Raw genomic sequence first — 24,128 nt, 5'->3', positions numbered from 1 at the left:
GAGAAGCCCGCCATGAGACGAGTCTGCCTCGCCCTGCCCACCAACCGGGCCTGCGCCGCCACCATCGCGGCACTCGCCGAGGAGGCGGCGCACGCCGTCGAGCACTTCGACGCCGAGGTCCACCTGCTGGTCCTCGACACCGCCGGCCCCGCGGGCTTCGCGGAGAACGCGGGCGCCGTCGGCGCGCTGGCCGCCACCCCCGGGGTCGTCGTGCACCACCTCGGAGAGGACCGGCAGCGGGACTTCCTCCGGCGGGTGAGCAGGCGCTCCGGCGCCACCGACCCCGACCGGCTGCTCGACCTGATGCTCCCCGACGGCGTCTCCTACGGCGCCTGCACCAACCGGGTGTTCCTGGTCGCCGCCGCCCTCGGCTGCACCTCCGTGCACCGTCGAGACTCCGACAGCGAGTACCAACTCCTCGACGGGCGCAAGGTGTTCCCGATCCACCACGAACTGCTCTCGCTCGGCCGCCGGGCCGGCGACGCCGCCGCCGACGTCACCGTCAGCGAGCTCGACCCCGCCGACGCGGACAAGCCCGTCTCCCTCGTCGGCGCCTCCTTCATCGGCGAACTCTCCGTCGACGTCGGCGAGATCCGCGACCTCGACCCGGCCGTCTACCACGAGGTCGTCGGCCTGTGGGCGCCGCCGGTGTGGACGGAGGAGGAGAAGCGCGAGCTGGTCGAGGCCTCGTTCACCGGCGGCGGCACCGAGCCGTTCCGCACCGACGAGTCCGTCCTCGGCGCCCCCGACATCTGGCGGGTGGACATGTGCAACCTCGGCCTGGACCACCGGGTCTACGAGCGGCTGCCGCTCCCGCCGGCCACCGAGACCATCGGCAGCGACTACTTCCTGCTGCACGTCGTCCTCGACTCCGGCCTGCCGGGCGTCGTCCACAACCGGCACATCGTCAACCACTACACCCCGGAGCGGCGCACCGGCCCCGGCTTCACCGCCTACCAGCTGCGCTTCGTCAAGTTCCTGCTCTCGATGCTCTACCTGCACCCCGTGTACGGCGAGATGATGGCGGTCGGCGGCGACCTGCTCGACGAGCGGCACGCGGTGCGCATCGCCCCGGTGCTCGACTCGGTGCGGCGCAGCGCCGCCTGGGACCGCGCCGAGAACGTCCGCCGGCTGGACGTCGTCGACCGCTCATACCGGCGCCTGGGCGGCAAGTACGCCGAGTTCGCCGACCACCTGGCGCCCCGGCGAGCCCGGCTGCTCGACGAGGCGCAGGCCGACGCCGAGGACTTCGCCCGGCTGATCGAGGCCTGGTCCGCCCTGGTGGACGCCGCCCGCGCCGAACGCCTCACCCCCTCGGAGGTGCCGGCCAGGTGAGCGAGGACCTGCGCTTCCGGCTGCTCGCCGAGGCGGACTGGGACACCGTGGTGGCCCTCGAACACGCCGCCTACGCGGCCGACGGGCTCTCCGAGGGCCGGGAGGCCCTGGAGTCGCGCGGGCACAGCTCGCCCGGCACCTGCTTCGTGCTGGAGCTGCACGGCGCCGTCCGCGGCTACCTGCTGAGCCTGCCCTACCCGCCGCTGCGCTGCCCGGACCTCACCAGGCCCGAGGAGCAGCGGTACGCGTCCGCCAACCTGCACGTGCACGACCTGGTGATCGACGAGGAGCTGCGCGGCCGGGACGTCGCCCTGCGCTTCATGCGCCACTTCCGGGAGCAGGCCCGCGCGCAGGGCTTCGAGGAGATCTCGATGGTCGCCGTCCGGGGCGCCGACATCCTGCTGCGGCTGCTCGGCTACCGCGCCCACCGGGAGGTGGCGGTGCCGGCCTGCTACGGCCGGCGCGCGGTCTACATGTCGATGCCCGTGACACCCCCCGCACCGCCGTCCGCCGCACCGCCGTCCGCCGCGGCGGCCCCACCGGCCTGAGCCGCGGAGGGCGGGCCGGCCCGGGGCGGCACCCCCTCCGGCCACACCGGCCACTCCGCTCCCGGCACGGTCCGCGGGCGGTTGCGGTTGCGTCTCCGTTCCGTCTTCCGGGGGACGAACCGGCCCCGCGTCCGGGATCGTTGACGGAAGGCCCCGGCGGCGGGCGGCGAGGCGCGCCGCCGGGCGGCGACGACTCGTTGCGGCTAGGGGGTTGCCATGGGGGACGGCCAGGAGCTCCTGCCGGCCGTGGTCGGGGTGCTGGTGCGGGCCGCCGAGGGAGTGGCCGGCGGCCCGGGCCGGGCGGTGGCGGATCTGGTGCGGACGCGCCTGCGGGCCTCGGCGGAGGGCGCCCGGGCCGTCGCCGCGATCGAGGCGAACCCCGGGGACGCCCGGGCGCGCTCCGGGCTCACCGCCGCCGTCGGCGACCTGCTCGCCGCGGACCCGGCGTTCGCCCGGTACCTGGCCACCACCGAGCTGGGCAAGCCCCCCGAGGAGCCGACCGTGCACCTGCGGGTGGACCCGGCGGTCGCCGGGTCCACGGCGCGGGCCGCCCGGCTCGGCGCCGTCCCCGTGCTGGTGACCCTGTCGCTGGTGGTGGTCGCCGCGCTGGTGGCCGTCGGGATCAACCTCGGCTCGCGCCCGCTGCTGCAGCCCAACGGGCCGGACCTGGCCCACGCCGGGCGTACGCTGCGCGACCCCGCCCAGGTCCGCGCCGTCCTGCCCGACCTGAGCGCCATGCCCGGCGGCTGGCAGGTGCGCAGCGGCCCCACCTCGGGAGCCGGCCCGGGCGCGGACGCGCCGTGCCTCGTCCCGGACGCCTGCGACCGGCAACTCGCCTACGCCACCGTGACCTTCGCGTCCTCCGGAACGCACAGCGCGCAGTTCACCGTGGTCACCTTCGCCTCGCCGGAGACCGCCGGGCGGGCCTTCGACCTGGCGCTCGCCCGGATCGGCGGCGACGGCGCCTCCGTCCTCCCGCTGCCCCCGATCGGCGACCAGAGCGCCGCCCGGACGGACGACACCCAGGGCACGGACGTCCTGGTGCGGGTGGGCTCGGCCCTGCTCGACGTCCGCGACCCGGGCCCCGGGAGCACCGCCGCACCCGCCCTGACCCTGTTCGCCGGTCTGCTCGCCGACCGCGCCCGGGCGGCCCTCGGACCCGCCTGACGGGCGCCTGACGGACGCCTGACGGACGCCTGACGGACGCGCGCCGGGCGCGACCGCCCCGGCGACGGCCGCGGACCTCCGGCCGCACCCCGCCGCTCCCTCCCGCACCCCTGCCGCACCCCTCCCCCGCCCCGACTCGCACGGCCGCCAGGTGCGGGCCCGTCCGCCGCCGTTCCCGCGCGCCCTGCCGTGCCCCGCCGCGGACCTCCGGCACCCCCGCCGCCCGCGCCTCCCCCGGGCGGCGCACCGGCCCGCCCGGACCACCCCGCCGGACCACCCCGCCCGGGCCGGCCGCCCCGCGCCCGGGCGGTGCCTGCTCCCCCGAATGCATGTATCGCTCTCTTGACTGGCGTCACCGAAGCGCCATACTGGCCTCACTCCCGCTCGCACGATGAGGTGCCCGCCCATGGAGCTCTCCCCCTCAGCGCATGTGGACACGTTCTGTCGCGACCATCTCCCACCCCTTGACCAGTGGCCTGAACTCCTCTTCGAACTACCGGAGTTGGCCTACCCCGACCGGTTGAACTGCGCCCGGGCGCTGCTCGACGAGACGATCACCCGGTTCGGCCCCGACCGCCGCTGCCTGCTCACCCCCACCGGCCAGTGGACCTACGGCGAACTGCGCGACCACGCCGACCGGGTGGCCCGGTTGCTGACCGAGGAACTCGGCCTGACCACCGGCAACCGGGTCCTGCTGCGCGGCCCCAACACCCCCTGGCTGGTGGCCTGTTGGCTGGGTGTCCTGAAGGCCGGCGGAGTGGTGGTCAGCACCATGCCGCTGCTGCGGGCCGCCGAGCTCACCGAGCTCCACCGGGTCGCCCGCCCCGTCCTCGCCCTGTGCGACCACCGTTACCTCGACGACCTCACCCGCGCCGAGACCCCCGGCCTGCGGGTGCTCGCCTTCGGCGGTCCCGGCCCGGAGGACCTCACCGCCCGCTGCGCCGCCACCGACGGCGGGTTCGAGGCCGTCCCGACCGCCGCCGACGACGTCGCCCTGATCGCCTTCACCTCCGGGACCACCGGCCGCCCCAAGGCCACCCTGCACTTCCACCGCGACGTGCTCGCCAACGCCGACACCTTCTCCCGCCACCTGCTCCGGCCCACCCCCGACGACCTGTTCGGCGGCACCCCGCCGCTCGCCTTCACCTTCGGCCTCGGCGGCCTGGTGGTGTTCCCGCTGCGGGCCGGCGCCGCCACCCTGCTGCTGGAGCAGGCCACGCCCGAGCAGCTCGCCGAACAGGTCCGGCGGCACGGGGTGAGCGTGCTGTTCACCGCGCCCACCGCCTACCGGGCGATCCTGGCCGCCGGCCTCGCCGACCGGCTCTCCGGCGTCCGGCGCTGCGTCTCGGCGGGCGAGCACCTGCCCGCCCCCCTCTGGCAGGCCTTCCTGGCGGCCACCGGGCAGCGGCTGATCGACGGCATCGGCGCCACCGAGCTGCTGCACGTGTTCATCTCGGCCGCCGACGGCGACATCCGCCCCGGCGCCACCGGCCGCCCCGTGCCGGGCTACCGGGCCGCCGTCCTCGACGACCAGGGCCGACCGGTGCCGGACGGCGTGCCCGGGCTGCTCGCCGTCAAGGGGCCGACCGGCTGCCGCTACCTGGACGACGAACGCCAGCGCGGCTACGTCCGGGACGGCTGGAACCTCACCGGTGACACCTACGTCCGCGACCCGGACGGCTACTACTGGTACCAGGCGCGCAACGACGACATGATCGTCTCCGCGGGCTACAACATCGCCGGCCCCGAGGTGGAACAGGCCCTCGCCGGCCACCCCGACGTCGCCGACTGCGCGGTGGTCGGGGCGCCCGACGACCTGCGCGGCACGGTGGTCAAGGCCTACGTGGTGCTCGGCGAGGGCGCCGCCGCCGGGCCGGAGACGGTGCGCGCGCTCCAGGAGCACGTCAAACGCACCATCGCCCCGTACAAGTACCCGCGCGCGGTCGAGTTCGTCACCGAGCTGCCGCGCACCGCGACCGGCAAGCTGCACCGCGCCGAGCTGCGCAGGCGGGCGGCGACCGCCCCGGCCAGCGTGGCCGTCGAGCGCCGGGTGGAGTGGTCCGACACCGACGCCGCCGGGCACTACCACTTCTCCGCCGTGCAGCGCTGGGCCGAGGCGGCCGAGGCCGCACTGCTGCGCCGGCTGGGCCTGGCCGAGCTGTTCGGCCGGATCCCCCGGGTGCACTTCGAGGCCGACTACCGCGAACGGCTCTGGTTCGGCGACCTGGTCCGCACCGAGCTGCGGGTGGTCCGGGTCGGCGGCTCCTCGCTGCACTACGCCTTCGAGGTGCACGGCCCGCAGGGGCTGGCCGCGTCCGGCCGGATGTCGGTGGTGCACGCCGCGCCGCACGCCAAGGGCGCGGCGCCGTGGCCGGAGCCGGTCCGACGGGCGCTGACCGAGTCCGGGGCGCAGCAGCCGGAGGTGGTGGCGTGAACGGGCCCGGCGCACCGGGCGCCCGCACCTCGGCGGTCCGGCGCAGCGAACCGGACGGCCCCGCCGGGGGCGCCGGGGCCCGTCGCATCGCGGTGATCGGCGCCGGCCCGGGCGGTCTGTACTTCGCCGCGCTGGCCAAGCACCTGGCGCCCGACCGCGAGATCACGGTGTTCGAGCGGGACGGCCGGGAGGACGAGTCCGGCTTCGGCGTGGTCTTCTCCGACGAGACGCTGGACGGCATCGCGCAGGCCGACCCGGAGGTGTTCGCCGCGATCGGCGCCGAGTTCGCCCGCTGGAGCGACATCGACGTGCGCTACGCGGGCCAGGTCCGCACCTGCGGCGGGCACGGCTTCGCGGCGCTCGACCGCAACCGGCTGCGCGCGATCCTGCAGCGGCGCTGCGAACGCCTCGCGGTGGACGTGCGCTACCGCACGCCCGCGCCGCCGGTCGGCGAACTCGCCGCCGGGTACGACCTGGTGGTCGCCGCCGACGGCATCAACTCGGCCACCAGGGCGGCCCACGCCGAGGCCTTCCGCCCCGAGCTGGACCAACGGCACTGCCGCTACATCTGGCTCGCCACCGACCGGGTCTTCGAGGCCTTCACCTTCATCGTCGAGCAGTTCGACTTCGGCCCCCTGCAGGTGCACGCCTACCCGTACGGCGAGCGGCGCTCGACCTTCATCGTGGAGGCCGCCGAGGACACCTGGCACCGGGCCGGCTTCGACGCCCTCGCCGCACGGGAGCCGGCCCGCGGCGAGAGCGACCTGGCGAGCGTGCGGCGCTGCGCGGAGCTGTTCGCCGGGCACCTGGACGGCCACCGGCTGATCCCGAACGCCTCGCGCTGGATCCGCTTCACCACCGTGCGCAACGCGCGCTGGCGGCACCGGAACGTCGTCCTGCTCGGCGACGCCGCGCACTCCGCGCACTTCTCGATCGGGTCGGGCACCAAACTGGCCCTGGAGGACGCCCTCGCGCTCGCCGCGAGCCTGCACGAACAGCCCACCGTGGAGGCCGCGCTGGCCGCCTACGAGGCGGAGCGCCGGCCGGTGGTGGAGTCCACCCAGCGGGCCGCGCAGGCGAGCCTGGAGTGGTTCGAGACGGTGGAGCGGCGCACCGGGCAGGACCCGGACCGGTTCGCCTTCAACCTGCTCACCCGCAGCCGCCGGGTCACGTACGGGAACCTGCGCTCCCGCGACCCCGGGTTCGTCGACGCGGTGGACGCCGCGTTCGGGAGCGGCGGCGAGGGCGGGACCGGCGGGGGCGCGACCCGGACCGGGACCGGCGGAACCGGCGGGAGCGACGGCGGGCCCGGCACCCCGCCGATGTTCCGGCCGCTGAAACTGGGCGCGCTGGAGCTGCGCAACCGCGTCGTGGTGCCCCCGCTCGCGACCTTCACCTCCGCCGACACCCTGCCCAGTGCCTTCGACCGGGCCCAGCTGACCGCGCAGGCCCTCGGCGGCGCCGGACTCGTCCTCGCCGGGATGACCGCCGTCAGCCCCGAGGGCCGCGCCACCGATCACTGCCCCGGCCTCTGGAACGACCGGCAGGAGACGGCCTGGCGCGAACTCGTCCACGCCGTGCGGGCGGTGAGCGACACACCGCTCGGCATCCAGCTGACCCACGCCGGCCGACGGGCCGCCACCGCCGTGCCGGGCCCGGACGGCATCGGCCGTCCGCTCGCCGACGGCTGGCCGCTGATCGCCGCCTCCCCGCTGCCCTGGGACGCCGCCTCCCCCACCCCGAGCGCGGCCGGCGCCGACCGGCTCGCCGCCGTCACCGCGGAGTTCGCGGCCTCGGCGGAGCGCGCGGCACGGGCCGGATTCGACGTGCTGGAGCTGCAGTTCGGCCACGGCCACCTGGTGTCCGGCTTCCTGTCGCCGCTGACCAACCGCCGCACCGACCGCTACGGCGGGCCGCTCGCCCACCGGCTGCGGCTGCCCCTGGAGGTGCTGGCCGCCGTCCGGGCGGCCTGGCCGACCGGGCGGCCGCTGCTGGTGCGGATCTCGGCGAGCGACTGGGCGCCGGGCGGCACCACCGAGGCCGAGGCGGTCGCGATCTGCCGCGCACTCGGCGACGCCGGCGCGGACGCGGTGGACGTCTCCACCGGCGAGGTGGTCGCCCACCAGCGGCCGCCGTACGGGCGCGGCTACCAGACCCCGTTCGCCGAGCTGGTCCGCGCGGCCACCGGCCTGCCGACCATCGCGGTCGGCGCGATCTCCGGGCCGGACGACGCCAACTCCGTCCTGCTGGCCGGGCGGGCGGACCTCGTCGCGGTCGGCCGGGCCCAGCTGTACGACCCGCTCTGGACCCTGCACGCGGCCGCCGAGCAGGGCTACTCCGGGCCGGGCGCGCCTTGGCCCGGCCCGTGGTCGGCGGGCAGCCGCCGACCGCCGGGCCCGGGCGCCGACCGGGTCGCGCCCCGGCTGCACCTGCGCCGTCCGACGGAGGCGTCGGTGCACCGCCGCTGGCCACCGGGCGTACCGGCAGCCGACCGGCCCGCCGCAGGGACCGCCGAAGCACCTGCCGAAGGGCCCGCGAGGTGAGCGACCGGCGACGCCGACGGACCGACACCCCGGTGAGCCGGACCGAGCCGAGGAGCCGGACCGACCCGGCGAGCCACACCGACCCGACGACCGCACCCACCCCACCACCCCACCGACCGACCACCCGGGGGACCCGAGGAGACGCCGTGCCGGACCTGCCCCGCTTCACCGCCGCGGCCGTCCAGGCCGCCCCCGTCTACCTGGACCCGGCCGCCACCGTGGACAAGGCCGTCGCACTGATCCACGAGGCGGCCGGCCACGGCGCCTCCCTGGTGGTCTTCCCCGAGGTCTTCGTCCCCGGCTACCCGTACTGGAACTGGACGATGAACCCCGTGCAGGGCTCGCCCTGGTACGAGCGGCTCTACCGGGCCTCCGTGGACGTGCCCGGCCCGTACGTGGACACCCTGCGCGCCGCCGCCCGGCAGGCCGGGGTGGTGCTGGTGATCGGCGTGAACGAGCGCGGGCGGCACAGCCTGGGCGTGCTGTACAACACCCTGCTGATCATCGGCGCGGACGGCGAACTCCTCGGCGTGCACCGCAAGCTGGTGCCGACCTGGGCCGAGAAGCTGACCTGGACGCCCGGCGACGGCAGCTCCCTACGCGTCCACCGGACGGCCGTCGGCCCGCTCGGCGCCCTCGCCTGCGGGGAGAACACCAACACCCTGGCCCGCTTCACCCTGCTGGCCCAGGGCGAACTCGTGCACGCCGCGAGCTACATCGCCCTGCCGGTGGCCCCCGAGGACTACGACATGGCGGAGGCGATCGCGCTGCGCGCCGCCGCCCACTGCTTCGAGGGCAAGCTGTTCACCGTGGTCGCCTGCTCCACCGTCTCGCCCGAGATCGTCGACGTCGTCGCGGGCGGGGACCAGGAGGTGCGCAAGCTGCTCGCCCGGCCGCGCAGCGCGCTGTCCGGCGTCTTCGGCCCCGACGGGCGGGCCGTGGTCGAGCCGTTGGTGGACGAGGAGGGCATCGTCTACGCCGAGATCGACCTCGCCCGGTGCATCCAGCCCAAGCAGATGCACGACATCGTCGGCCACTACAACCGCTTCGACGTCTTCCGGCTGCACGTGGACAACCGTCCGCTGCGGCCGCTGGTACTCCCCGAGGAGGAGCAGGCATGACCAGCCGAGGTGGGACGACCGACCGCGACCGACCGGACGGCCCGGAGGAGCCGAACGGCCCCGGCCGCCCGGGCAGCCCGGGCGACGGCTACGACGACGACCGGATCGGCCGGGCCAGGGTCACCGACAGCCCGGAACTCGTCTCCTACTACGAGGAGTTGGCCAAGCACGAGGCCGGCGCCCTGTGGACGGTCGCGAACGAGATCGAGCCCTGGTACCCGCAGCCCAGGTCGGTGCCGGTGCTCTGGCGCTACGCGGACCTGCGCCCGCTGGTCCGCAAGGCGCTGCCGCTGGTCAAGGCCGACGACGCGGGCCGCCGGGTGGTCATGCTCGTCAACCCCGGCCGACGCGAACTCAGCGCCGCCGTCGGCCTGTTGTACACCGGCCTGCAGATCATGGGCCCCGGCGAGGCGATGACCGCGCACCGCCACCAGGCCGCCGCGCTGCGCTTCGTCCACGAGGGCACCGGAGCCTGGACGGTGGTGGACGGGCAGAAGCTCAGGGTCGGCCCGCGCGACTTCGCGATCACCCCCAACAACACCTGGCACGAGCACGGGAACGAGTCCGCGGACGGCCCGGTGATCTGGCAGGACGGCCTGGACATCCCGCTGGTCAACATGCTCGACGCGAACTTCTACGAGGTCCACCCCGAGCTGTACCAGCGCCCCGGGCCGGTGGTGAACTCCTCGCTGCTGAGCTACGGCGGCAACCTGCTCCCGTACGGCGTCGAGAAGTGGAGCCGCCCGTACTCCCCGCTGCTCGGCTGGCCGTGGGAGCCCAGCTACCACGCGCTGGGCCAACTCGCCCGCGCCACCGAGGGATCGCCCTACGACGGCGTCGTCATGGAGTACACCAACCCGGTCACCGGCGGCTCGGTGATGCCGACCATGGCCGCCCACCTGCAGCTGCTGCGCCCCGGGCAGGCCACCCGCGCCCACCGGCACACCGGCTCCGTCGTCTACACCGCGGCCAAGGGGCACGGCGTCTCGGTGATCGCCGGGCGGCGCTTCGAATGGCGCGAGGGCGACGTCTTCGTCGTCCCGTCCTGGGCCTGGCACGAGCACGCGAACCTCGACCCCGGCGAGGACGCCTGCCTGTTCTCGTTCAACGACTTCCCGGTGATGCACGCGCTCGGTCTCCACCGCGAGGAGGCCTACCCGGACCACGACGGGCACCAGCCCGTCACCCCGTGCTGAACCCCGAGGAGACCCGACCATGCACCTGTTGACCTACTGCGCCGACGGCGACGACACCCCGCGCCCCGGTGCCCGGCTCGGCGAGCACGTCGCCGACCTGACCGCCCTCGCCGCCTCAGCCGGCGCCGCGCTGCCGCCCGACCTCCTCGGCCTGGTCCGGGCCGGCGCGCCAGCCCTGGCCACCCTCCGCGCCCTGCTGGCCCCGGTCGGCCCCGGCCACCCCGCCGTCCGGCCGCTCTCCAGCATCTCGCTGCGCGCGCCGCTGCGCCCCGGCAAGATCGTCGGCGTCGGCCTCAACTACCTGGAGCACGTCGACGAGTCGCACCGCACCCTGGACACCGACCGCGAACTGCCCGACCGCCCGGTGCTGTTCGGCAAGCCGGCCACCGCCGTCACCGGCCCCGGCCAGCCCATCCTGCACAACGCGGCGCTCACCAAGCAGCTGGACTGGGAGTGCGAACTCGCCGTGGTGATCGGCGAACCCGCCTTCCGGGTGGCCGAGCGGGACGCCCTGCGGCACGTCTTCGGCTACAGCATCGTGAACGACGTCAGCGCCCGCGACCAGCGTCGCTCCGGGCAGTGGTTCTTCTCCAAGGGGCAGGACAGCTACGCACCGTTCGGCCCGGTCGTGGTCACCGCCGACGAGATCCCCGACCCGCAGCGGCTCGACCTCTCGCTGCGGGTCAACGGCGAGCTGCGGCAGGACTCCAACACCCGCCACATGCTGTTCGGCGTCGCCCGGCTGATCGCCGACATCTCCTCCGGCGTCACGCTGGAACCCGGGGACGTGATCGCCACCGGCTCCCCCTCGGGCGTCGGCGCCGGGATGGTGCCCCCGCAGTTCCTCCAGCCCGGGGACCTGGTCGAGGCCACCATCGAGGGCATCGGCACCCTCGCCAACCCGGTGGTCGACGCCCGCTGAGGGCCGGCCCGCCCGCACCGGCCCCGGGCGACGCACACCTGCCCCGGGCCGTCTGCCGCCTACCGCCTACCGCCCGTCGCATTCCGCGCACGCGCACCGCACACTCCGACGCACGCCGAGAGGAGCACCCCCGTGACCACCTACCGGATCGGCCAGATCGTCCCCAGCTCCAACGTCACCATGGAGACCGAGGTCCCCGCCCTGCTGCGGGCCCGCGAGGCGGTCGCGCCCGAGCGGTTCACCTTCCACTCCAGCCGGATGCGGATGACCAGGGTCACCCCCGAGCAGCTGCGCGCCATGGACGCCGAGTCGGACCGCTGCGCCACCGAGCTCTCCGACGCCCGGGTCGACGTGCTCGGCTACGCCTGCCTGGTCGCCGTGATGGCCGCCGGGCCCGGCTACCACCGCGAGGCCGAGCAGCGGCTGCACCGGCGCACCGCCGACAACGGCGCCCCCGCCCCGGTGGTCACCAGCGCCGGCGCCCTGGTCGCCGGGCTGCGGGTGCTCGGCGCCCGCAGGGTCGTCCTGGTCACCCCGTACCTGAAGCCGCTGGCCCGGACCGTGGTCGACTACCTGGGGCACGAGGGCGTCGAGGTGCTCGACCACGCGGCCCTGGAGATCCCCGACAACCTCGACGTGGCCGCCCACGACCCGGCGCGGCTGCCCGGCATCGCCAAACGGCTCGACCACGCCGGGGCCGACGCGGTGGTCCTCTCCGCCTGCGTGCAGATGCCCTCGCTGGCCGCCGTCGAGGAGGCCGAGCAGCAGCTCGGCAAACCGGTCGTCTCGGCGGCGATCTGCACCGTCCACCAGCTGCTCCGCGCCCTCGGCCTGCCGGCCTTCGCCCCGGGCGCCGGGCAGCTGCTCTCCGGCGCCCACGCGCAGGCCTGACCGCCGTCGGCCGCCGCTATGATCACACGAGCTGCCGGGGAGGAGGCCCACCATGGCGGAGAGCACGTCCCGGCCCAGCTCGCTGATCCACACCGTCTACGGCGAGTTCGTCCGCCGCCTCGGCGGCTGGATATCGATCGCCGACCTGATCGCGCTGATGGCCGAGCTCGACGTCGACGGCCCCGCCGTCCGCTCGGCGATCTCCCGGCTCAAGAAGGCCGGCACCCTGCTCCAGGAACGCCGCGGCGGCACCGGCTACCGGCTCGCCCCGGCGATGGCCCCGGTGTTCGAGGAGGGCGACCGCCGGATCTTCCACAGCCTGGAGCCCGCCGAACTCGCCGACGGCTGGGTGGTGGCCGTCTTCTCCGTCCCGGAGTCCGAACGGGCCCACCGCCACCAGCTGCGCTCCCGGCTGAGCTGGCTCGGCTTCGGCAACGCCGCCCCCGGCGTCTGGCTCGCCCCCGCCCGGCTGCTGCCGGACGCCCGGCGCCTGCTCGAACGCCTCGGCCTGAGCCCCTACGTCCACCTGTTCCTCTCCGCCGAGTACGCCGGCTTCGCCGACCTGCGCACCGCGGTGGCCGGCTGGTGGGACTTCCCCGCCATCGAGGCGCAGTACGCGGCCTTCGACGACGCGTGGCGCCCGGTCGCCGCCGAACTGCGGCCCCGGCCCCGGACCGACCCGGTCGAGGCGTTCCGCGCCTACGTGCCGATGCTCACCCAGTGGCGCCGGCTGCCCTACCTCGACCCCGGCCTGCCCGAACCGCTGCTGCCCGACGACTGGAACGCGGTGGCCGCCCGGGCCGTCTTCACCGAGCTGCACGCCCAGCTCGCCGGGCCCGCGCTGCGCCACGTCGAGAAGGTCACCGGCCTGCCCACCGGCACCCCACCCCACCAGGAGCCGTGATGCCCGCCCCCGAACCCGCCGACCTCCTGGTCCGCGCCGCCACCGTGCACACCCTCGTCCCCGGCGAAGCGCCGCAGCGCGCACTCGCCGTCACCGGCACCCGGATCACCGCGCTGTCCCCCGAGCCGCACGGCCTGGACGCCCTGGTCGGACCGGCCACCCGGGTCCTCGACGCCCCCGGCGCGACCGTGCTGCCCGCCTTCGACGACACCCACACCCACCTCGTCCTGGCCGGTCACAGCGTCCACGGCGTCCCCGTCCACCGGGCCCGGGACCTCGCCGGGTTCCTCGGCCTGATCCGCGAACGGGCCGCCCGCACCCCCGCCGGGCAGTGGATCCACACCACCGTCAACTGGCAGGAGGTGCAGTTGGCCGAGCAGCGGATGCCCACCACCGAGGAGCTCGACGGAGCCACCGCCGACCACCCCGTCCTGGTCCGCCGCGGCGCCTACAACATGGTGCTCAACTCGGCCGCGCTGCGGCTGGCCGGGATCACCGCCGCCACCCCCGCCCCGCCCGGCGGGGTGATCGAACGCGACGCGCACGGACGGCTGACCGGACGCCTGGTCAACAAGGCCGTCGAGCTGGTCGAGCGCGTCCTGCCGCGGCCCGCGCTCGCCGAACGGATCGACGGCCTGCGCGCCGCCTCCGCCGACTACGCCGCCACCGGCATCGGCACCGTCCGGGACTGCCTCGTCCCCGTCGAGGACCTCCCGGTGCTGGACGCCGCCCGCGCGGCCGGCGCGCTCGCCGTCCGCGTCCGCGCCCTGGTCTCCGGCTTCGCCACGCGCACCCCGGAGCAGGTCGACGACCTGCTGGACCGGATGGACGCCTGGCGCGCCGAGGGCCGGGACGACGACCTGCTCCGGCTGTGGGGCGTCAAGTTCGGCATCGACGGCGGTTTCGAGGCCGGCGCGCTGGAGGAGCCCTACCAGGGGCAGCCCTGCTACCACGGCCGCCTGCTCTGGGAACCGGCCGAGCTGGTCGCGGCCGTCGACCGGGTGGTCGGGCGCGGTTGGCGGGTCGGCGTGCACGCCTGGGGCGACCGCGGCCTGCGCACCCTGCTGGACGTCTTCGAGGAGGTGCTGAAGCACCGCCCCGGCCTGCCGCCCGGCACCCTGGTGGTCGAGCACGGCGGACTGGCCCGGGCCGACCAGCGGGCCCGGGCGATCGCGCTCGGCGTCCCGGTGACCGTCCAGCACCCGCTGCTGCACGACGGCGCGCTCGCCCAGCAGCGGGCCTGGGGCGAGGAACGGACCGCCGGGATCTTCCCGCTGCGCGAGTGGCTCGACGAGGGCGCGCTGCTCGCCGCCGGCTCGGACTTCCCGGTCGGCCCGTACGGCGCGATGATCTCGGTGTGGGGCATGACCACCCGCCGGACCACGGCGGGGGTGGTCGGTCCCGAGCACGCCATCGACCGGGCCGAGGCCGTCGCGCTGCACACCGTCCACGCGGCCCGTCTGGTCGGCGAGAGCGCCGACCGCGGCAGCCTGCGCCCGGGCGCGCTCGCCGACCTGACGCTCTGGCCGGTCGATCCGCTGAGCTGCCCGGTCGACGAGCTGCGCGAGCTCCGGCCCGACCGCACCGTGATCGGCGGCCGCACAGTGCACGGGGCCGGGAGCGCATAGGGTCTGCCGCCGCCCCGCAGACGCGGGTTCGAAGACAGACCCTAGGGGCCGGTCCGGCGGGACCCTACGGTCCGGCGGGACGCACCTCCTGGAGCAGGCCCCAGGTGAAGTCGGCGGTGCAGGAGCGGGCCCGGCCGTCCGCGTCCGGCGCCGTGAAGTCGAGCCGGAAGCGGGTCGGCGCACTGCCCTCCCGCGGCCGGGCGGGCGGGAACGCCGCGCCCAGGTCGGCCACCACGCAGCTCCACGGGGTCAGGTCGGCGAGCGTCGCCGGCCGCGGTGCCGGGGCACCCGGGGCCCGGACCAGCCACTCGTTCAGCAGCGGCCGGCCCGCGTCCGCCGGCCCGACCAGGCTCTCGAAGCGCAGGTCGGGCCAGAGCGGCAGCGGCCACTGCCGCGCGGTGCAGGCGAGGTCCCCGATCCGGCGCGGCACCGTCGCCTCCGGCGGGCCGAGCACGGCGGCGCAGCGGTCGGCACCGCGCGGGGACCGGGGCGAGCGGAGCATCGCCTGCCAGCGCTTGTTCGCCTCCCGCATCGCCGGCCTGCTCGCCCCCAGCCGCCGCACGGCCGCCTCGACCAGGTCGGGGTTGAAGTCGGCCATCCGCCGCAGCAGCACGAGCTGGAACTCGGTGGGCCCGAAACCGTGGATCGCCATGGCAGCAGGCTAGGGCGTGTCCCGCAGGTCCGGCGGGTCCTGCCGGGCGTCCGGACCCACCGGACGGGCCGTCGGGCCGTCGGGCCGTCAGCCGCCGACGTAGGCGGCGAGGTGCTCGCCGGTGAGCGTGGAACGGGCGGCGACCAGGTCGGCCGGGGTGCCCTCGAAGACGACCCGGCCGCCCTCGTGGCCGGCGCCGGGTCCGAGGTCGATGATCCAGTCGGCGTGCGCCATCACGGCCTGGTGGTGCTCGATGACGATCACCGACTTGCCGGAGTCCACCAACCGGTCCAGCAGGCCGAGCAGCTGCTCGACGTCGGCGAGGTGCAGCCCGGTGGTCGGCTCGTCGAGGACGTAGACGCCGCCCTTCTCGGCCATGTGGGTGGCCAGCTTGAGCCGCTGCCGCTCGCCGCCGGAGAGCGTGGTGAGCGGCTGCCCGAGGCTGACGTAGCCGAGTCCGACGTCGGCGAGGTGGCCGAGGATGCGGTGGGCGGCCGGGGTGCGCGCCTCGCCCTCCCCGAAGAACGCCTCGGCCTCGGAGACCGGCATCGCGAGCACCTCGCTGATGTCGCGGCCGCCGAAGCGGTACTCCAGCACCGAGGCCTGGAACCGCTTGCCCTCGCACTCGACGCAGGTGCTGGCGATGCCGGCCATCATCGCCAGGTCGGTGTAGGTCACGCCGGCGCCGTTGCAGGTGGGGCAGGCGCCCTCGGAGTTGGCGCTGAACAGGGCCGGCTTGACGCCGTTGGCCTTGGCGAAGGCCTTGCGGATCGGGTCGAGCAGCCCGGTGTAGGTGGCCGGGTTGCTGCGCCGCGAGCCCTTGATCGGCGACTGGTCGACGGCCACCACGCCCTCCCCGCGCGAGACCGAGCCGTGGATCAGCGAGCTCTTGCCGGAGCCGGCCACGCCGGTGACCACGCACAGCACGCCGAGCGGGACGTCCACGTCGACGTCCCGCAGGTTGTTCGCCGTCGCGCCGCGGATCTCCAGGGCGCCGGTCGGCGTGCGCACCGCCGGCTTGACGGCCGCCCGGTCGTCGAAGTGCCGGCCGGTGACGGTACCGCTGGCCCGCAGCCCGTCGACGGTGCCCTCGAAGCAGACGTCGCCGCCCGCCGTGCCGGCTCCGGGGCCCAGGTCGACGACGTGGTCGGCGATCGCGATGGTCTCCGGCTTGTGCTCGACGACGAGCACCGTGTTGCCCTTCTCCCGCAGGCGCAGCAGGAGTTCGTTCATCCGCTGGATGTCGTGCGGGTGCAGGCCGGTGGTGGGCTCGTCGAAGACGTACGTGACGTCCGTGAGCGCGGAGCCGAGGTGGCGGATCATCTTGACGCGCTGCGCCTCGCCGCCGGAGAGCGTGCCGGAGGGCCGGTCGAGCGAGAGGTAGCCGAGCCCGATCTCCACGAAGGAGTCGAGGGTGTGCCGCAGGGTGCCGAGCAGCGGTGCGACCGACGGCTCCGCGAGGTCGCGGACCCAGTCGGCGAGGTCGCTGATCTGCATCGCGCAGGCGTCGGCGATGCTGATCCCGCCGACCTTGGAGGAGCGGGCGGCCGCGCTGAGCCGGGTGCCGTCGCAGTCGGGGCAGGCGGTGAAGGTGACGGCGCGGTCGACGAAGGCGCGGATGTGCGGCTGCAGGGCCTCGCGGTCCTTGGAGAGCATCGACTTCTGGAGCTTGGGGATCAGGCCCTCGTAGGTGAGGTTGACGCCGTTGACCTTGACCTTGGTGGGCTCGCGGTGGAGGAAGTCGTGCATCTCCTTCTTGGTGTACCGGCGGATCGGCTTGTCCGGGTCGAGGAAGCCGGAGTTGGCGTAGACGCCGACCGTCCACCAGCTGTCGGTCTTCCAGCCGGGGATCGTGATGGCGCCCTCGGAGATCGACTTGGTGTCGTCGAAGAGCTGGGTGAGGTCGATGTCGGAGATCCGGCCGCGGCCCTCGCAGCGCGGGCACATGCCGCCGGTGATGCTGAAGCTGCGCTTCTCCCTGACGGTCTGCCCGGAGCGTTCCACGGTGATCGCGCCGGCGCCGCTGACCGAGGGGACGTTGAAGGAGAACGCCTGGGGCGAGCCGATGTGCGGCTCGCCGAGCCGGCTGAACAGGATCCGCAGCATGGCGTTGGCGTCGGTGGCGGTGCCGACGGTGGAGCGCGGGTCCGCCCCCATCCGCTGCTGGTCGACGATGATCGCGGTGGTCAGGCCCTCCAGGACGTCCACCTCGGGGCGGGCCAGCGTCGGCATGAAGCCCTGGACGAAGGCGCTGTAGGTCTCGTTGATCAGCCGCTGGGACTCGGCGGCGATGGTGTCGAAGGCCAGGGAGCTCTTGCCCGAGCCGGAGACCCCGGTGAACACCGTCAGCCGGCGCTTGGGGATCTCGACGCTGACGTCCTTGAGGTTGTTCACCCGGGCCCCGTGCACGCGGATCATGTCGTGGCCGTCGGCGCCGTACGCGGCGGACGGCTGCGCCGCCGTCCTCCTGGGCTTGCTCATCGTCTCTCCATCCGTGGGGCGGGGCTGCGAGGGGGCGGGCCGTCGTCGCGGGGGTCGCCGACGCCTCCCGGGAGCCCGTGGACGGCGACCGGCCCGGCACCTCCGAAGCCTAACCGGCGGGCGCGGGCGCACGTCGCGCAGACCACTATTCGCGCACTCGTTCGACTCCGGGCGTACGCTGAGCCCATGCACAGCACCGTCCACCTCCAGCCCTCGCTGTTCGACGACGCCGGCGACGACGGCGAGGTCCGCCTCGGGGCGCTCACCGGGCTGCGCCGCACCGCGCTCGGCGACGGGGCCTGGCTGGACGTGCTGCCCGGCTGGCTGCACGGCGCCGACCTGCTGTTCGAACACCTGGCCGCGACCGTGCCGTGGCGGGCCGAACGGCGCGAGATGTACGAGCGGACGGTCGACGTCCCCCGGCTGCTCGCCTCCTACCCGGCGGACGCCGAGCCCCCGCACCCCGTGCTCGGCCGGGCCCGGACGGCGCTGAGCCGGCACTACGCGCAGGAGCTCGGCGAGCCCTTCCGCACCCTCGGCCTCTGCTACTACCGGGACGGCCGGGACAGCGTCGCCTGGCACGGCGACCGGATCGGGCGCGGCGCCCGCGAGGACACCATGGTGGCGATCCTCTCCGTCGGCGAGCCGCGCGCGCTGCTGCTGCGGCCCCGGGCCGGGGGCGGCCCGGTGGTCCGGCACCCGCTCGGCCACGGGGACCTGGTGGTGATGGGCGGCTCCTGCCAGCGCACCTGGGAGCACGCTGTCCCGAAGACGGCCCGACCGGTGGGCCCGCGGATCAGCGTCCAGTTCCGGCCGCACGGGGTGGCCTGACCCGCGGACCCGACCTGCGGGGCGCGGTCGGCTCCGCGGCAGCCGCTGGAACCCATCGGTTGCCGCCGCCCGGCCGGACGCGGACGCTGGCCAGTGGGGCGCCCGGCACGGAGGAGGCCGCATGCCGAAGGCCGGCAGGTACCACGAGGGCGTCCCGTGCTGGGTCGTGCTGACGACGCCGGACCTGCCGCGGGCACAGCGGTTCTACGGCGCGCTGTTCGACTGGGGGTTCGTGCCGACCGGCCCCGCGGAGGCCGTCGCCACCCGCTACGGCGCGCAGGTCGCCGCGATCGCGGCGACCACGGCGGCGGGGACACCGGAGGGGGCGCGGGAGCCGGGAGCCGCCGCGGCGTCCGGCGCCCCGGACGCCGCGTGGACGACCTACCTCGCCTGCGCCGACCTCCCGCACACGGCCGCCCTGGTCCGGGCCGCGGGCGGCCGGATCGTCCGCGAGCCGTACGAGGTCCCCGACCAGGGGCACGCCGCCCTCGCCGTCGACCCGCTCGGAGCGGTCTTCGGCCTCTGGCGGGCCGGCGCGATCGACGGCGCGGGCCTGGTCGACGAGCCCGGCGCGTTCGCCTGGAACGAGCACCGGTCCCCCGCGCCGGACACCGCCCGGGACTTCTACCGCCGTGTCTTCGGCTACGGCTACGACCGGCCGGCCGCCGGCTCCACCGTCTTCCGCGTGGACGGCCGCCCGGCCGGCGGCATCGGCCCCGCCGGGACGGGCGCCCCCGCCTGGCTGACCCACTTCGCGACGGCCGACGCCGACCGCGCGGCCGCCCTGGTCCGGGCCCTGGGCGGCACCGTGCTGACCGGCCCCGGGCCGACGCCGTCCGGCCGCGCGGCCCTGGTCCGGGACGACGCCGGCGCCCTGTTCACGCTGATCGGCGTCCCGCCCGGCGAGTCCGCGGCGGCCGCCTGAGCCGGCTGGGTCCGAAGGAGCGGGCCCGGGCCCGCCGGCGCCGCCGGAGGGGCGGCCGCGGTCAGTCCTTCACCGCGCCCGCGAGCCCGGAGACCAGCTTGCGCTGGACGGCGACGAAGAACACCAGCACCGGGACGGTCATCAGGGTGGACGCCGCCATGATGCCGCCCCAGTCGTTCTCGTCCGGCTTGAAGAAGACCAGCAGGGCGGAGGGCAGGGTCTGGTTCTCGGTGGCGCTGATGATGAAGGTCTTCGCGAACACGAAGTCGTTCCACGCCGCGATGAAGGAGAACACGCTGGTCGCCGCGAGGCCCGGCGCCACCAGGGGCAGCAGGATCCGCCACAGGATGCGGGTGCGGCTGGCGCCGTCGATCTGCGCGGCCTCCTCGATGGACACCGGCACCGCGGCGACGAATCCGCGCATCATCCAGATGCCGAACGGCAGCGAGAACGCCAACTGCACCAGGACCAGCGAGGCCAGGGTGTTCAGCCCGACCCCCGGGGCGAACCGCCCGGCGTCGCGGAACATGAAGAACAGCGGGATGGTCAGCGCCTCGACCGGGATCATCTGGGCGATCAGGAACATCACCATCACGGTGGTGCGGAACCGGAACCTGAACCTGGTCACGGCCACCGCGGCGAGGAACACCACGACCGCCGAGAGCACCACCACCGACAGCGCGACGACCAGGCTGTTCACGAAGTACCGGCCGAAGCCGTCCACGCTGAGCACCTGGCGGAAGCTCTCCAGCGTGGGGTGGGCCGTCCACGGCTTCGGGTCCAGCGACTGCACCTCGCCCTTGGGCTTGAAGGCGGAGAGCACCATCCAGAAGACCGGGAAGGCGGTGGCCGCCGCCATCACGAGCGCACTGGTGTCGGCGGCGAGGCGCCACCGGCTGCGGGAGTTCACAGGTCGTTCCCCGTCCGTCGGAGGGTGCGGATGTAGAGGACCGTCGGGATCACCAGGACCAGCAGCATGATCACGCCGATCGCCGCGCCCAGCCCGTACTGCGAGGAGGCGAACGCCTTCTGGTACGCGTACACGTTCAGCACGAGGTTCTGGCCGGCGATGCCCCCGCCCTCGGTCATCACGTAGATCTGGGTGAAGACCTTGAAGTCCCAGATCACCGACTGGATCACCACGATCGTCAGGATCGGCCGCAGCATCGGTGCCGTGATCCGCCGGAAGGTCGTCCAGGTGTTGGCGCCGTCCAGCGCGGCGGCCTCGAGGATCTCCTCCGGGATCGCGCGGATCCCCGCGTAGAGGGTGACCATCACGAAGGGGAAGGAGTGCCACACCACGACGGCGCCGACGATCAGGAACGCCGTCCACTTGTCGTAGAACCAGTTGAACTCGTGGAAGCCGGTCAGCCCGAGCCGCACCAGGGTGTGGTTGACCAGGCCGAGGTTGGTGTCGAACAGGAAGCTCCAGACCGTCGACCCGGTCATCGCCGGCGCGGCCCAGGCCGCCGTCGCGGCGGTGGTCAGCACCAGCCGGGGCCAGCGGCCGACCCTGGTCAGCAGCACGGCCAGCGCGGTGCCGACGGCCAGGGTGGCGAGCACGCAGAACGCGGCGAAGCCGACCGTCTGCAGCAGCACCGACCAGAACTGGCCGTCCTGGAGGATCCTCGTGTAGTTGCCGAGGCCGACGAAGGACGTCGGGGCCCCGCCGGAGGCCTGCGCCTGCCCGAAGTCCAGCACGGACAACAGGCCCAACTGGTAGATCGGATAGGCGACCAGCGGTACCAGGACGACCGCGGCCGGCAGGAGCAGCAGCAGCGGGGTTCGGCGGCGCCGGCCGCCCGGGGGTGCGGCCGGCGCCGGGCCCCCGCGGCGACCGCCCGGGGAGGGCGGCGCCGCCGGGGCGGTCGTGGTGGGGACGGACACGTGCGGGACCTGCTCTCTTCCACGGGCCGGGGCGGGGTCAGTGCGCGGCGAAGGCGGAGGTGATCCGGCCCGCCGCGTCACCGGACGCCTTGGCCACGTCCGCCTTGCCGGTGACGACCTGTTGCAGCATGGTCGGGATCACCGACTGGGCGTCGATCTGCGCCCAGGCCTGGTCCAGCGGCACGAACCTGGTGCCCGCCGCGATGGTGTCGGTGAACGGCTTCAGGAAGGCGTCCTTGGCCGCGACCCTGGCACTGACGGACCTGAGCGTCGGCAGGTTGCCCATAGCGTCGTACATCTGCTCCTGGTACGCGGGGCCGGCCAGCAGCCGGGCGAACTCCACCGCGAGGGTGTGGTGCTTGGCCGCCTTCATCACGCCGAGGTTGTTGCCGCCCGCGAAGGCCGGCGCGATCGAACCGGCCTTCTCCCCCGGCAGCGGCACCACGCCGTACTTCCCCTTCACCGCGCCCGCGTCGACCTTGCTGCGGCTGGAGTTGGGCAGGATCGCCATCGCCGACTTGCCGGCCGCGAACAGGTCCACGGTCTTGCCGCCGGTGAGGTCGGCGCACTGCTGGGCGGGGCAGCCGTCGGCACCGAAGAGGTCGGTGTAGCGCTTGATCCCGGCCTGCGAGGCCGGCGAGTCGATGGCCGCCTTGTAGGCCGTGCCGTCCTTGGCCGCGATGTCGCCGCCCGCGTCCCAGACGAACGGCAGCGCGCCGAAGGTGTACTTGCCGCCGACGGCGATGCCGAAGGTGTCGGGGTGCGCCGCGTGGATGCTCCGGGTGGCCGCGACGAGGTCGGCGTACGAGGCCGGCGGGGCGAGCCCGGCCTCGGTGAACAGGTCGCTGCGGTAGTAGAGGGCGCGGACGCCGACCCACCAGGGCAGCCCGTAGGTCCTGCCGTCCACGACGGCGGTCCTGGCGATCGCCGGGTCCAGGTCGCCCTTGTCCGGCCAGGCGTCCAGGTCGGCGCCGATGTCGGCGAGACCGCCCGCGGCGACGTAGCCGGGGAGGTCGGTGTTGCCGAACTCCACCAGGTCGGGGGCGCTGTTGGGGTCGTTGAAGGCGCCCTTCATCTTGGCCGCGCGGGCCGAGGCGTCGGTGTCGATGTAGCCGACCCGGACGGTGACGCCCTGGTGGGAGGCCTGGAACTCGCCGACCGCCTTGGCGATCACCGCCTCCTTGGCCGCGTTGCCGGCCTCGTTGTACAGCCAGACCTGGAGGGTGCCCGTCCGGTCGTCGCCGGCCCGGTCCGCGGCCGGTGCCGCGGTGCCCGGAGCGCAGGCCGTCGCGGCGAGGCAGCCGGCGGCGAGGACGACGGCCGCGGCACTCCGTCCGATGAGTCGCATGGGTGAGGACCTCCCCTCCCGACAGTTGCCGCCGAGACGCGCGCCGTTGGGGACGGGTACGTCGAAGCGGGCCCTGACCGGGGCCGATGGTGGGTGTGGGTGGTGGCCGGCCCGGACGCACGCGACGGCGTCCCGGGCAGGCCGGTGTGAGGGTGCGGCACGGCGGACCGTTCGGGTGGGACGACCCGCCTGCTCGATGGCAGGGACGTTAGGCGCGGGCGATCGGCGCCAACAAGAGGCGGTTCGGGAAGTTTTGCACTGCACAACGTTGTGTCGAAGAAGCGGCGGAGCCGACTCGAACGGGTACGTTCTGACCACCGCCGCCGCAGGGCGCGGGACCACCGGCAGCACGAGACGAGGGACGGACCCATGACGGAGACGGGCCCCGGGGCCGCGACCGACCAGCCCGCGGGCACCGGTGCCGGTGCCGGCCGGAAGGCCACGACCGAGCGCAACCAGTCGTCCTCGCTGCGCCGGGCACTCGCCGTCCTCGGCCACGTCCGCGACCACGGCGACGGACGCGGCGTCCCGCTCGCCCAGCTCGCCGAGGCCCTCGACCTCAACAAGAGCACCGTGCTCCGGCTCGCCGGCCCGCTGCTCGACGAACACCTCCTCGACCGCGACCGCGAGACCGGCTGGTTCCGCCTCGGCCACGGCTCACTGCGCCTCGGCCAGGCCTACCTGTCCACCCTCGACCTGCGCAGCGTCGCCGCCGAACACCTGCGCCGGCTCCAGCGCGAGGCCGGCGAGACCGTCCACCTGACCGTCTGGCAGGCCCCGGGGATCGTCTACCTCGACAAGGTCGAGGACGAGACCAACGTCCGGATGGCCTCGCGCGTCGGCAGCCGGGCCCCCGCCTACTGCACCGCCACCGGAAAGGCCATCCTCGCCTGGCTCCCCGACGAGGCCGTCACCGAGGTCGTCGCCGCCGGGCTGCGCCCCGTCACGGCCTGGACCATCTCCGACGAGCCCCGCCTACGGGCCGACCTCGCCCGGATCCGCGCCCGCGGCTACTCCATCGACGACCGCGAGAACGAACCCGAGGTCCGCTGCGTGGCCGCACCGATCTTCGACCACACCGGCGAGGTGACCGCGGCCCTGTCCGTCTCCGGCCTGACCTCCCGCATGACCGCCGCCCGGGTCCGGGCCCTCGGCCCGGTCGTCGCCCAGGCCGGCCTGCGGATCTCCCGCGAACTTGGCTCCGACCGCCAGCCGTCCTGATCCACCCCGGAAAAACGGAAAAGGCCCGGCACCCCGAAAGGCACCGGACCCCGTCCGGAATAGAGCGCCAGGCCCGGGTCGCACGGACTCTCCC

The 24,128-nt window shown here is 74.9% G+C and carries 19 protein-coding genes and 1 pseudogene; 15 read left to right on the top strand and 5 right to left on the bottom strand.

All coding sequences use genetic code 11. The features are described from left to right. The first annotated feature begins 12 nt into the window (after nt 1-12). From ACFYUY_RS25445 to ACFYUY_RS25390, 12 genes and pseudogenes are all read left to right on the top strand, one after another. Nucleotides 13-1,335, top strand: a complete 1,323-nt coding sequence (locus ACFYUY_RS25445) for a DUF6271 family protein (RefSeq protein ID WP_360211404.1) — start codon at nt 13-15, stop codon at nt 1,333-1,335. Then, a complete protein-coding gene (locus ACFYUY_RS25440; RefSeq protein WP_387903945.1) occupies nt 1,332-1,883 on the top strand; it encodes a GNAT family N-acetyltransferase in 552 nt (183 codons plus the stop codon). The genes ACFYUY_RS25445 and ACFYUY_RS25440 overlap by 4 nt, the downstream gene beginning before the upstream one ends. Nucleotides 1,884-2,099: 216 nt before the next feature. Further along, nucleotides 2,100-3,050 (top strand): hypothetical protein, encoded by a 951-nt coding sequence (locus ACFYUY_RS25435; RefSeq protein WP_387903942.1) that lies wholly within the window; start codon nt 2,100-2,102, stop codon nt 3,048-3,050. Nucleotides 3,051-3,456: 406 nt separating this feature from the next. Then, nucleotides 3,457-5,067: pseudogene (locus ACFYUY_RS25430) on the top strand (AMP-binding protein); the annotation flags it as partial. Nucleotides 5,068-5,082: 15 nt separating this feature from the next. Further along, nucleotides 5,083-5,484 (top strand): thioesterase family protein, encoded by a 402-nt coding sequence (locus tag ACFYUY_RS25425; RefSeq protein WP_363365017.1) that lies wholly within the window; start codon nt 5,083-5,085, stop codon nt 5,482-5,484. After that, a complete protein-coding gene (locus ACFYUY_RS25420; RefSeq protein ID WP_387903940.1) occupies nt 5,481-8,027 on the top strand; it encodes an FAD-dependent monooxygenase in 2,547 nt (848 codons plus the stop codon). Before ACFYUY_RS25425 ends, ACFYUY_RS25420 begins: the two co-directional genes overlap by 4 nt. Before the next feature lie 146 nt (nt 8,028-8,173). Further along, on the top strand, nt 8,174-9,148 hold the full coding sequence (locus ACFYUY_RS25415) for a carbon-nitrogen hydrolase family protein (RefSeq protein WP_360211410.1): 975 nt from the start codon (nt 8,174-8,176) through the stop codon (nt 9,146-9,148). After that, the gene (locus tag ACFYUY_RS25410; protein ID WP_360211412.1) at nt 9,145-10,344 is read left to right on the top strand and encodes a cupin domain-containing protein; all 1,200 of its coding nucleotides are present in this window, start codon (nt 9,145-9,147) and stop codon (nt 10,342-10,344) included. The genes ACFYUY_RS25415 and ACFYUY_RS25410 overlap by 4 nt, the downstream gene beginning before the upstream one ends. Before the next feature lie 19 nt (nt 10,345-10,363). Beyond that, entirely contained in the window at nt 10,364-11,266 is a 903-nt protein-coding gene (locus ACFYUY_RS25405) for a fumarylacetoacetate hydrolase family protein (protein ID WP_387903937.1), read from the top strand. Between the two features lie 132 nt (nt 11,267-11,398). Then, nucleotides 11,399-12,157 carry an Asp/Glu racemase gene (locus tag ACFYUY_RS25400; RefSeq protein ID WP_360211416.1) on the top strand — a complete coding sequence of 253 codons (759 nt, stop codon included), beginning with the start codon at nt 11,399-11,401 and terminating at the stop codon, nt 12,155-12,157. A gap of 52 nt (nt 12,158-12,209) precedes the next feature. Next, the gene (locus ACFYUY_RS25395; RefSeq protein WP_387903935.1) at nt 12,210-13,061 is read left to right on the top strand and encodes a PaaX family transcriptional regulator C-terminal domain-containing protein; all 852 of its coding nucleotides are present in this window, start codon (nt 12,210-12,212) and stop codon (nt 13,059-13,061) included. Beyond that, nucleotides 13,061-14,689, top strand: coding sequence for an amidohydrolase (locus ACFYUY_RS25390; protein ID WP_387903932.1), 1,629 nt, complete (start codon nt 13,061-13,063; stop codon nt 14,687-14,689). The genes ACFYUY_RS25395 and ACFYUY_RS25390 overlap by 1 nt, the downstream gene beginning before the upstream one ends. 64 nt (nt 14,690-14,753) lie before the next feature. Here the strand turns inward: ACFYUY_RS25390 and ACFYUY_RS25385 are convergent, their stop codons facing one another. Together ACFYUY_RS25385 and ACFYUY_RS25380 are read right to left on the bottom strand one after the other, a co-directional pair. Beyond that, nucleotides 14,754-15,341 (bottom strand): hypothetical protein, encoded by a 588-nt coding sequence (locus tag ACFYUY_RS25385; RefSeq protein WP_360211422.1) that lies wholly within the window; start codon nt 15,339-15,341, stop codon nt 14,754-14,756. Nucleotides 15,342-15,428: 87 nt separating this feature from the next. After that, the gene (locus ACFYUY_RS25380) at nt 15,429-17,822 is read right to left on the bottom strand and encodes an ATP-binding cassette domain-containing protein (RefSeq protein ID WP_387903930.1); all 2,394 of its coding nucleotides are present in this window, start codon (nt 17,820-17,822) and stop codon (nt 15,429-15,431) included. Between the two features lie 186 nt (nt 17,823-18,008). On the opposite strand from ACFYUY_RS25380, the gene ACFYUY_RS25375 reads away from it, so the two are divergent. Both ACFYUY_RS25375 and ACFYUY_RS25370 read left to right on the top strand, forming a co-directional pair. Beyond that, complete coding sequence (locus tag ACFYUY_RS25375) at nt 18,009-18,653, top strand: alpha-ketoglutarate-dependent dioxygenase AlkB (RefSeq protein WP_360211426.1); 645 nt, start codon at nt 18,009-18,011, stop codon at nt 18,651-18,653. A gap of 121 nt (nt 18,654-18,774) precedes the next feature. Further along, nucleotides 18,775-19,578, top strand: coding sequence for a VOC family protein (locus ACFYUY_RS25370; RefSeq protein WP_387903927.1), 804 nt, complete (start codon nt 18,775-18,777; stop codon nt 19,576-19,578). A gap of 61 nt (nt 19,579-19,639) precedes the next feature. Here the strand turns inward: ACFYUY_RS25370 and ACFYUY_RS25365 are convergent, their stop codons facing one another. Genes ACFYUY_RS25365 through ACFYUY_RS25355 form a run of 3 tightly spaced genes read right to left on the bottom strand, consistent with a single transcriptional unit; the run spans nt 19,640 to nt 22,813 of the window. Then, entirely contained in the window at nt 19,640-20,437 is a 798-nt protein-coding gene (locus tag ACFYUY_RS25365; RefSeq protein ID WP_387904074.1) for a carbohydrate ABC transporter permease, read from the bottom strand. 47 nt (nt 20,438-20,484) lie between these two features. Further along, a complete protein-coding gene (locus ACFYUY_RS25360) occupies nt 20,485-21,465 on the bottom strand; it encodes a carbohydrate ABC transporter permease (RefSeq protein ID WP_387903925.1) in 981 nt (326 codons plus the stop codon). Between the two features lie 37 nt (nt 21,466-21,502). Then, complete coding sequence (locus tag ACFYUY_RS25355; protein ID WP_387903922.1) at nt 21,503-22,813, bottom strand: extracellular solute-binding protein; 1,311 nt, start codon at nt 22,811-22,813, stop codon at nt 21,503-21,505. Nucleotides 22,814-23,182: 369 nt separating this feature from the next. Between ACFYUY_RS25355 and ACFYUY_RS25350 the strand changes: the two genes are divergently transcribed. Then, nucleotides 23,183-24,034 (top strand): IclR family transcriptional regulator, encoded by an 852-nt coding sequence (locus tag ACFYUY_RS25350; protein ID WP_360211436.1) that lies wholly within the window; start codon nt 23,183-23,185, stop codon nt 24,032-24,034. The last annotated feature ends 94 nt before the right edge of the window (nt 24,035-24,128 follow it).

The sequence above is a fragment of the Kitasatospora sp. NPDC004745 genome (assembly GCF_042873275.1).
In the GTDB taxonomy this organism is placed as follows: domain Bacteria; phylum Actinomycetota; class Actinomycetes; order Streptomycetales; family Streptomycetaceae; genus Kitasatospora.
The sequence above is the reverse complement of the archived record's forward strand: the minus strand, read 5'-3'. Positions and strand labels throughout refer to the sequence as shown.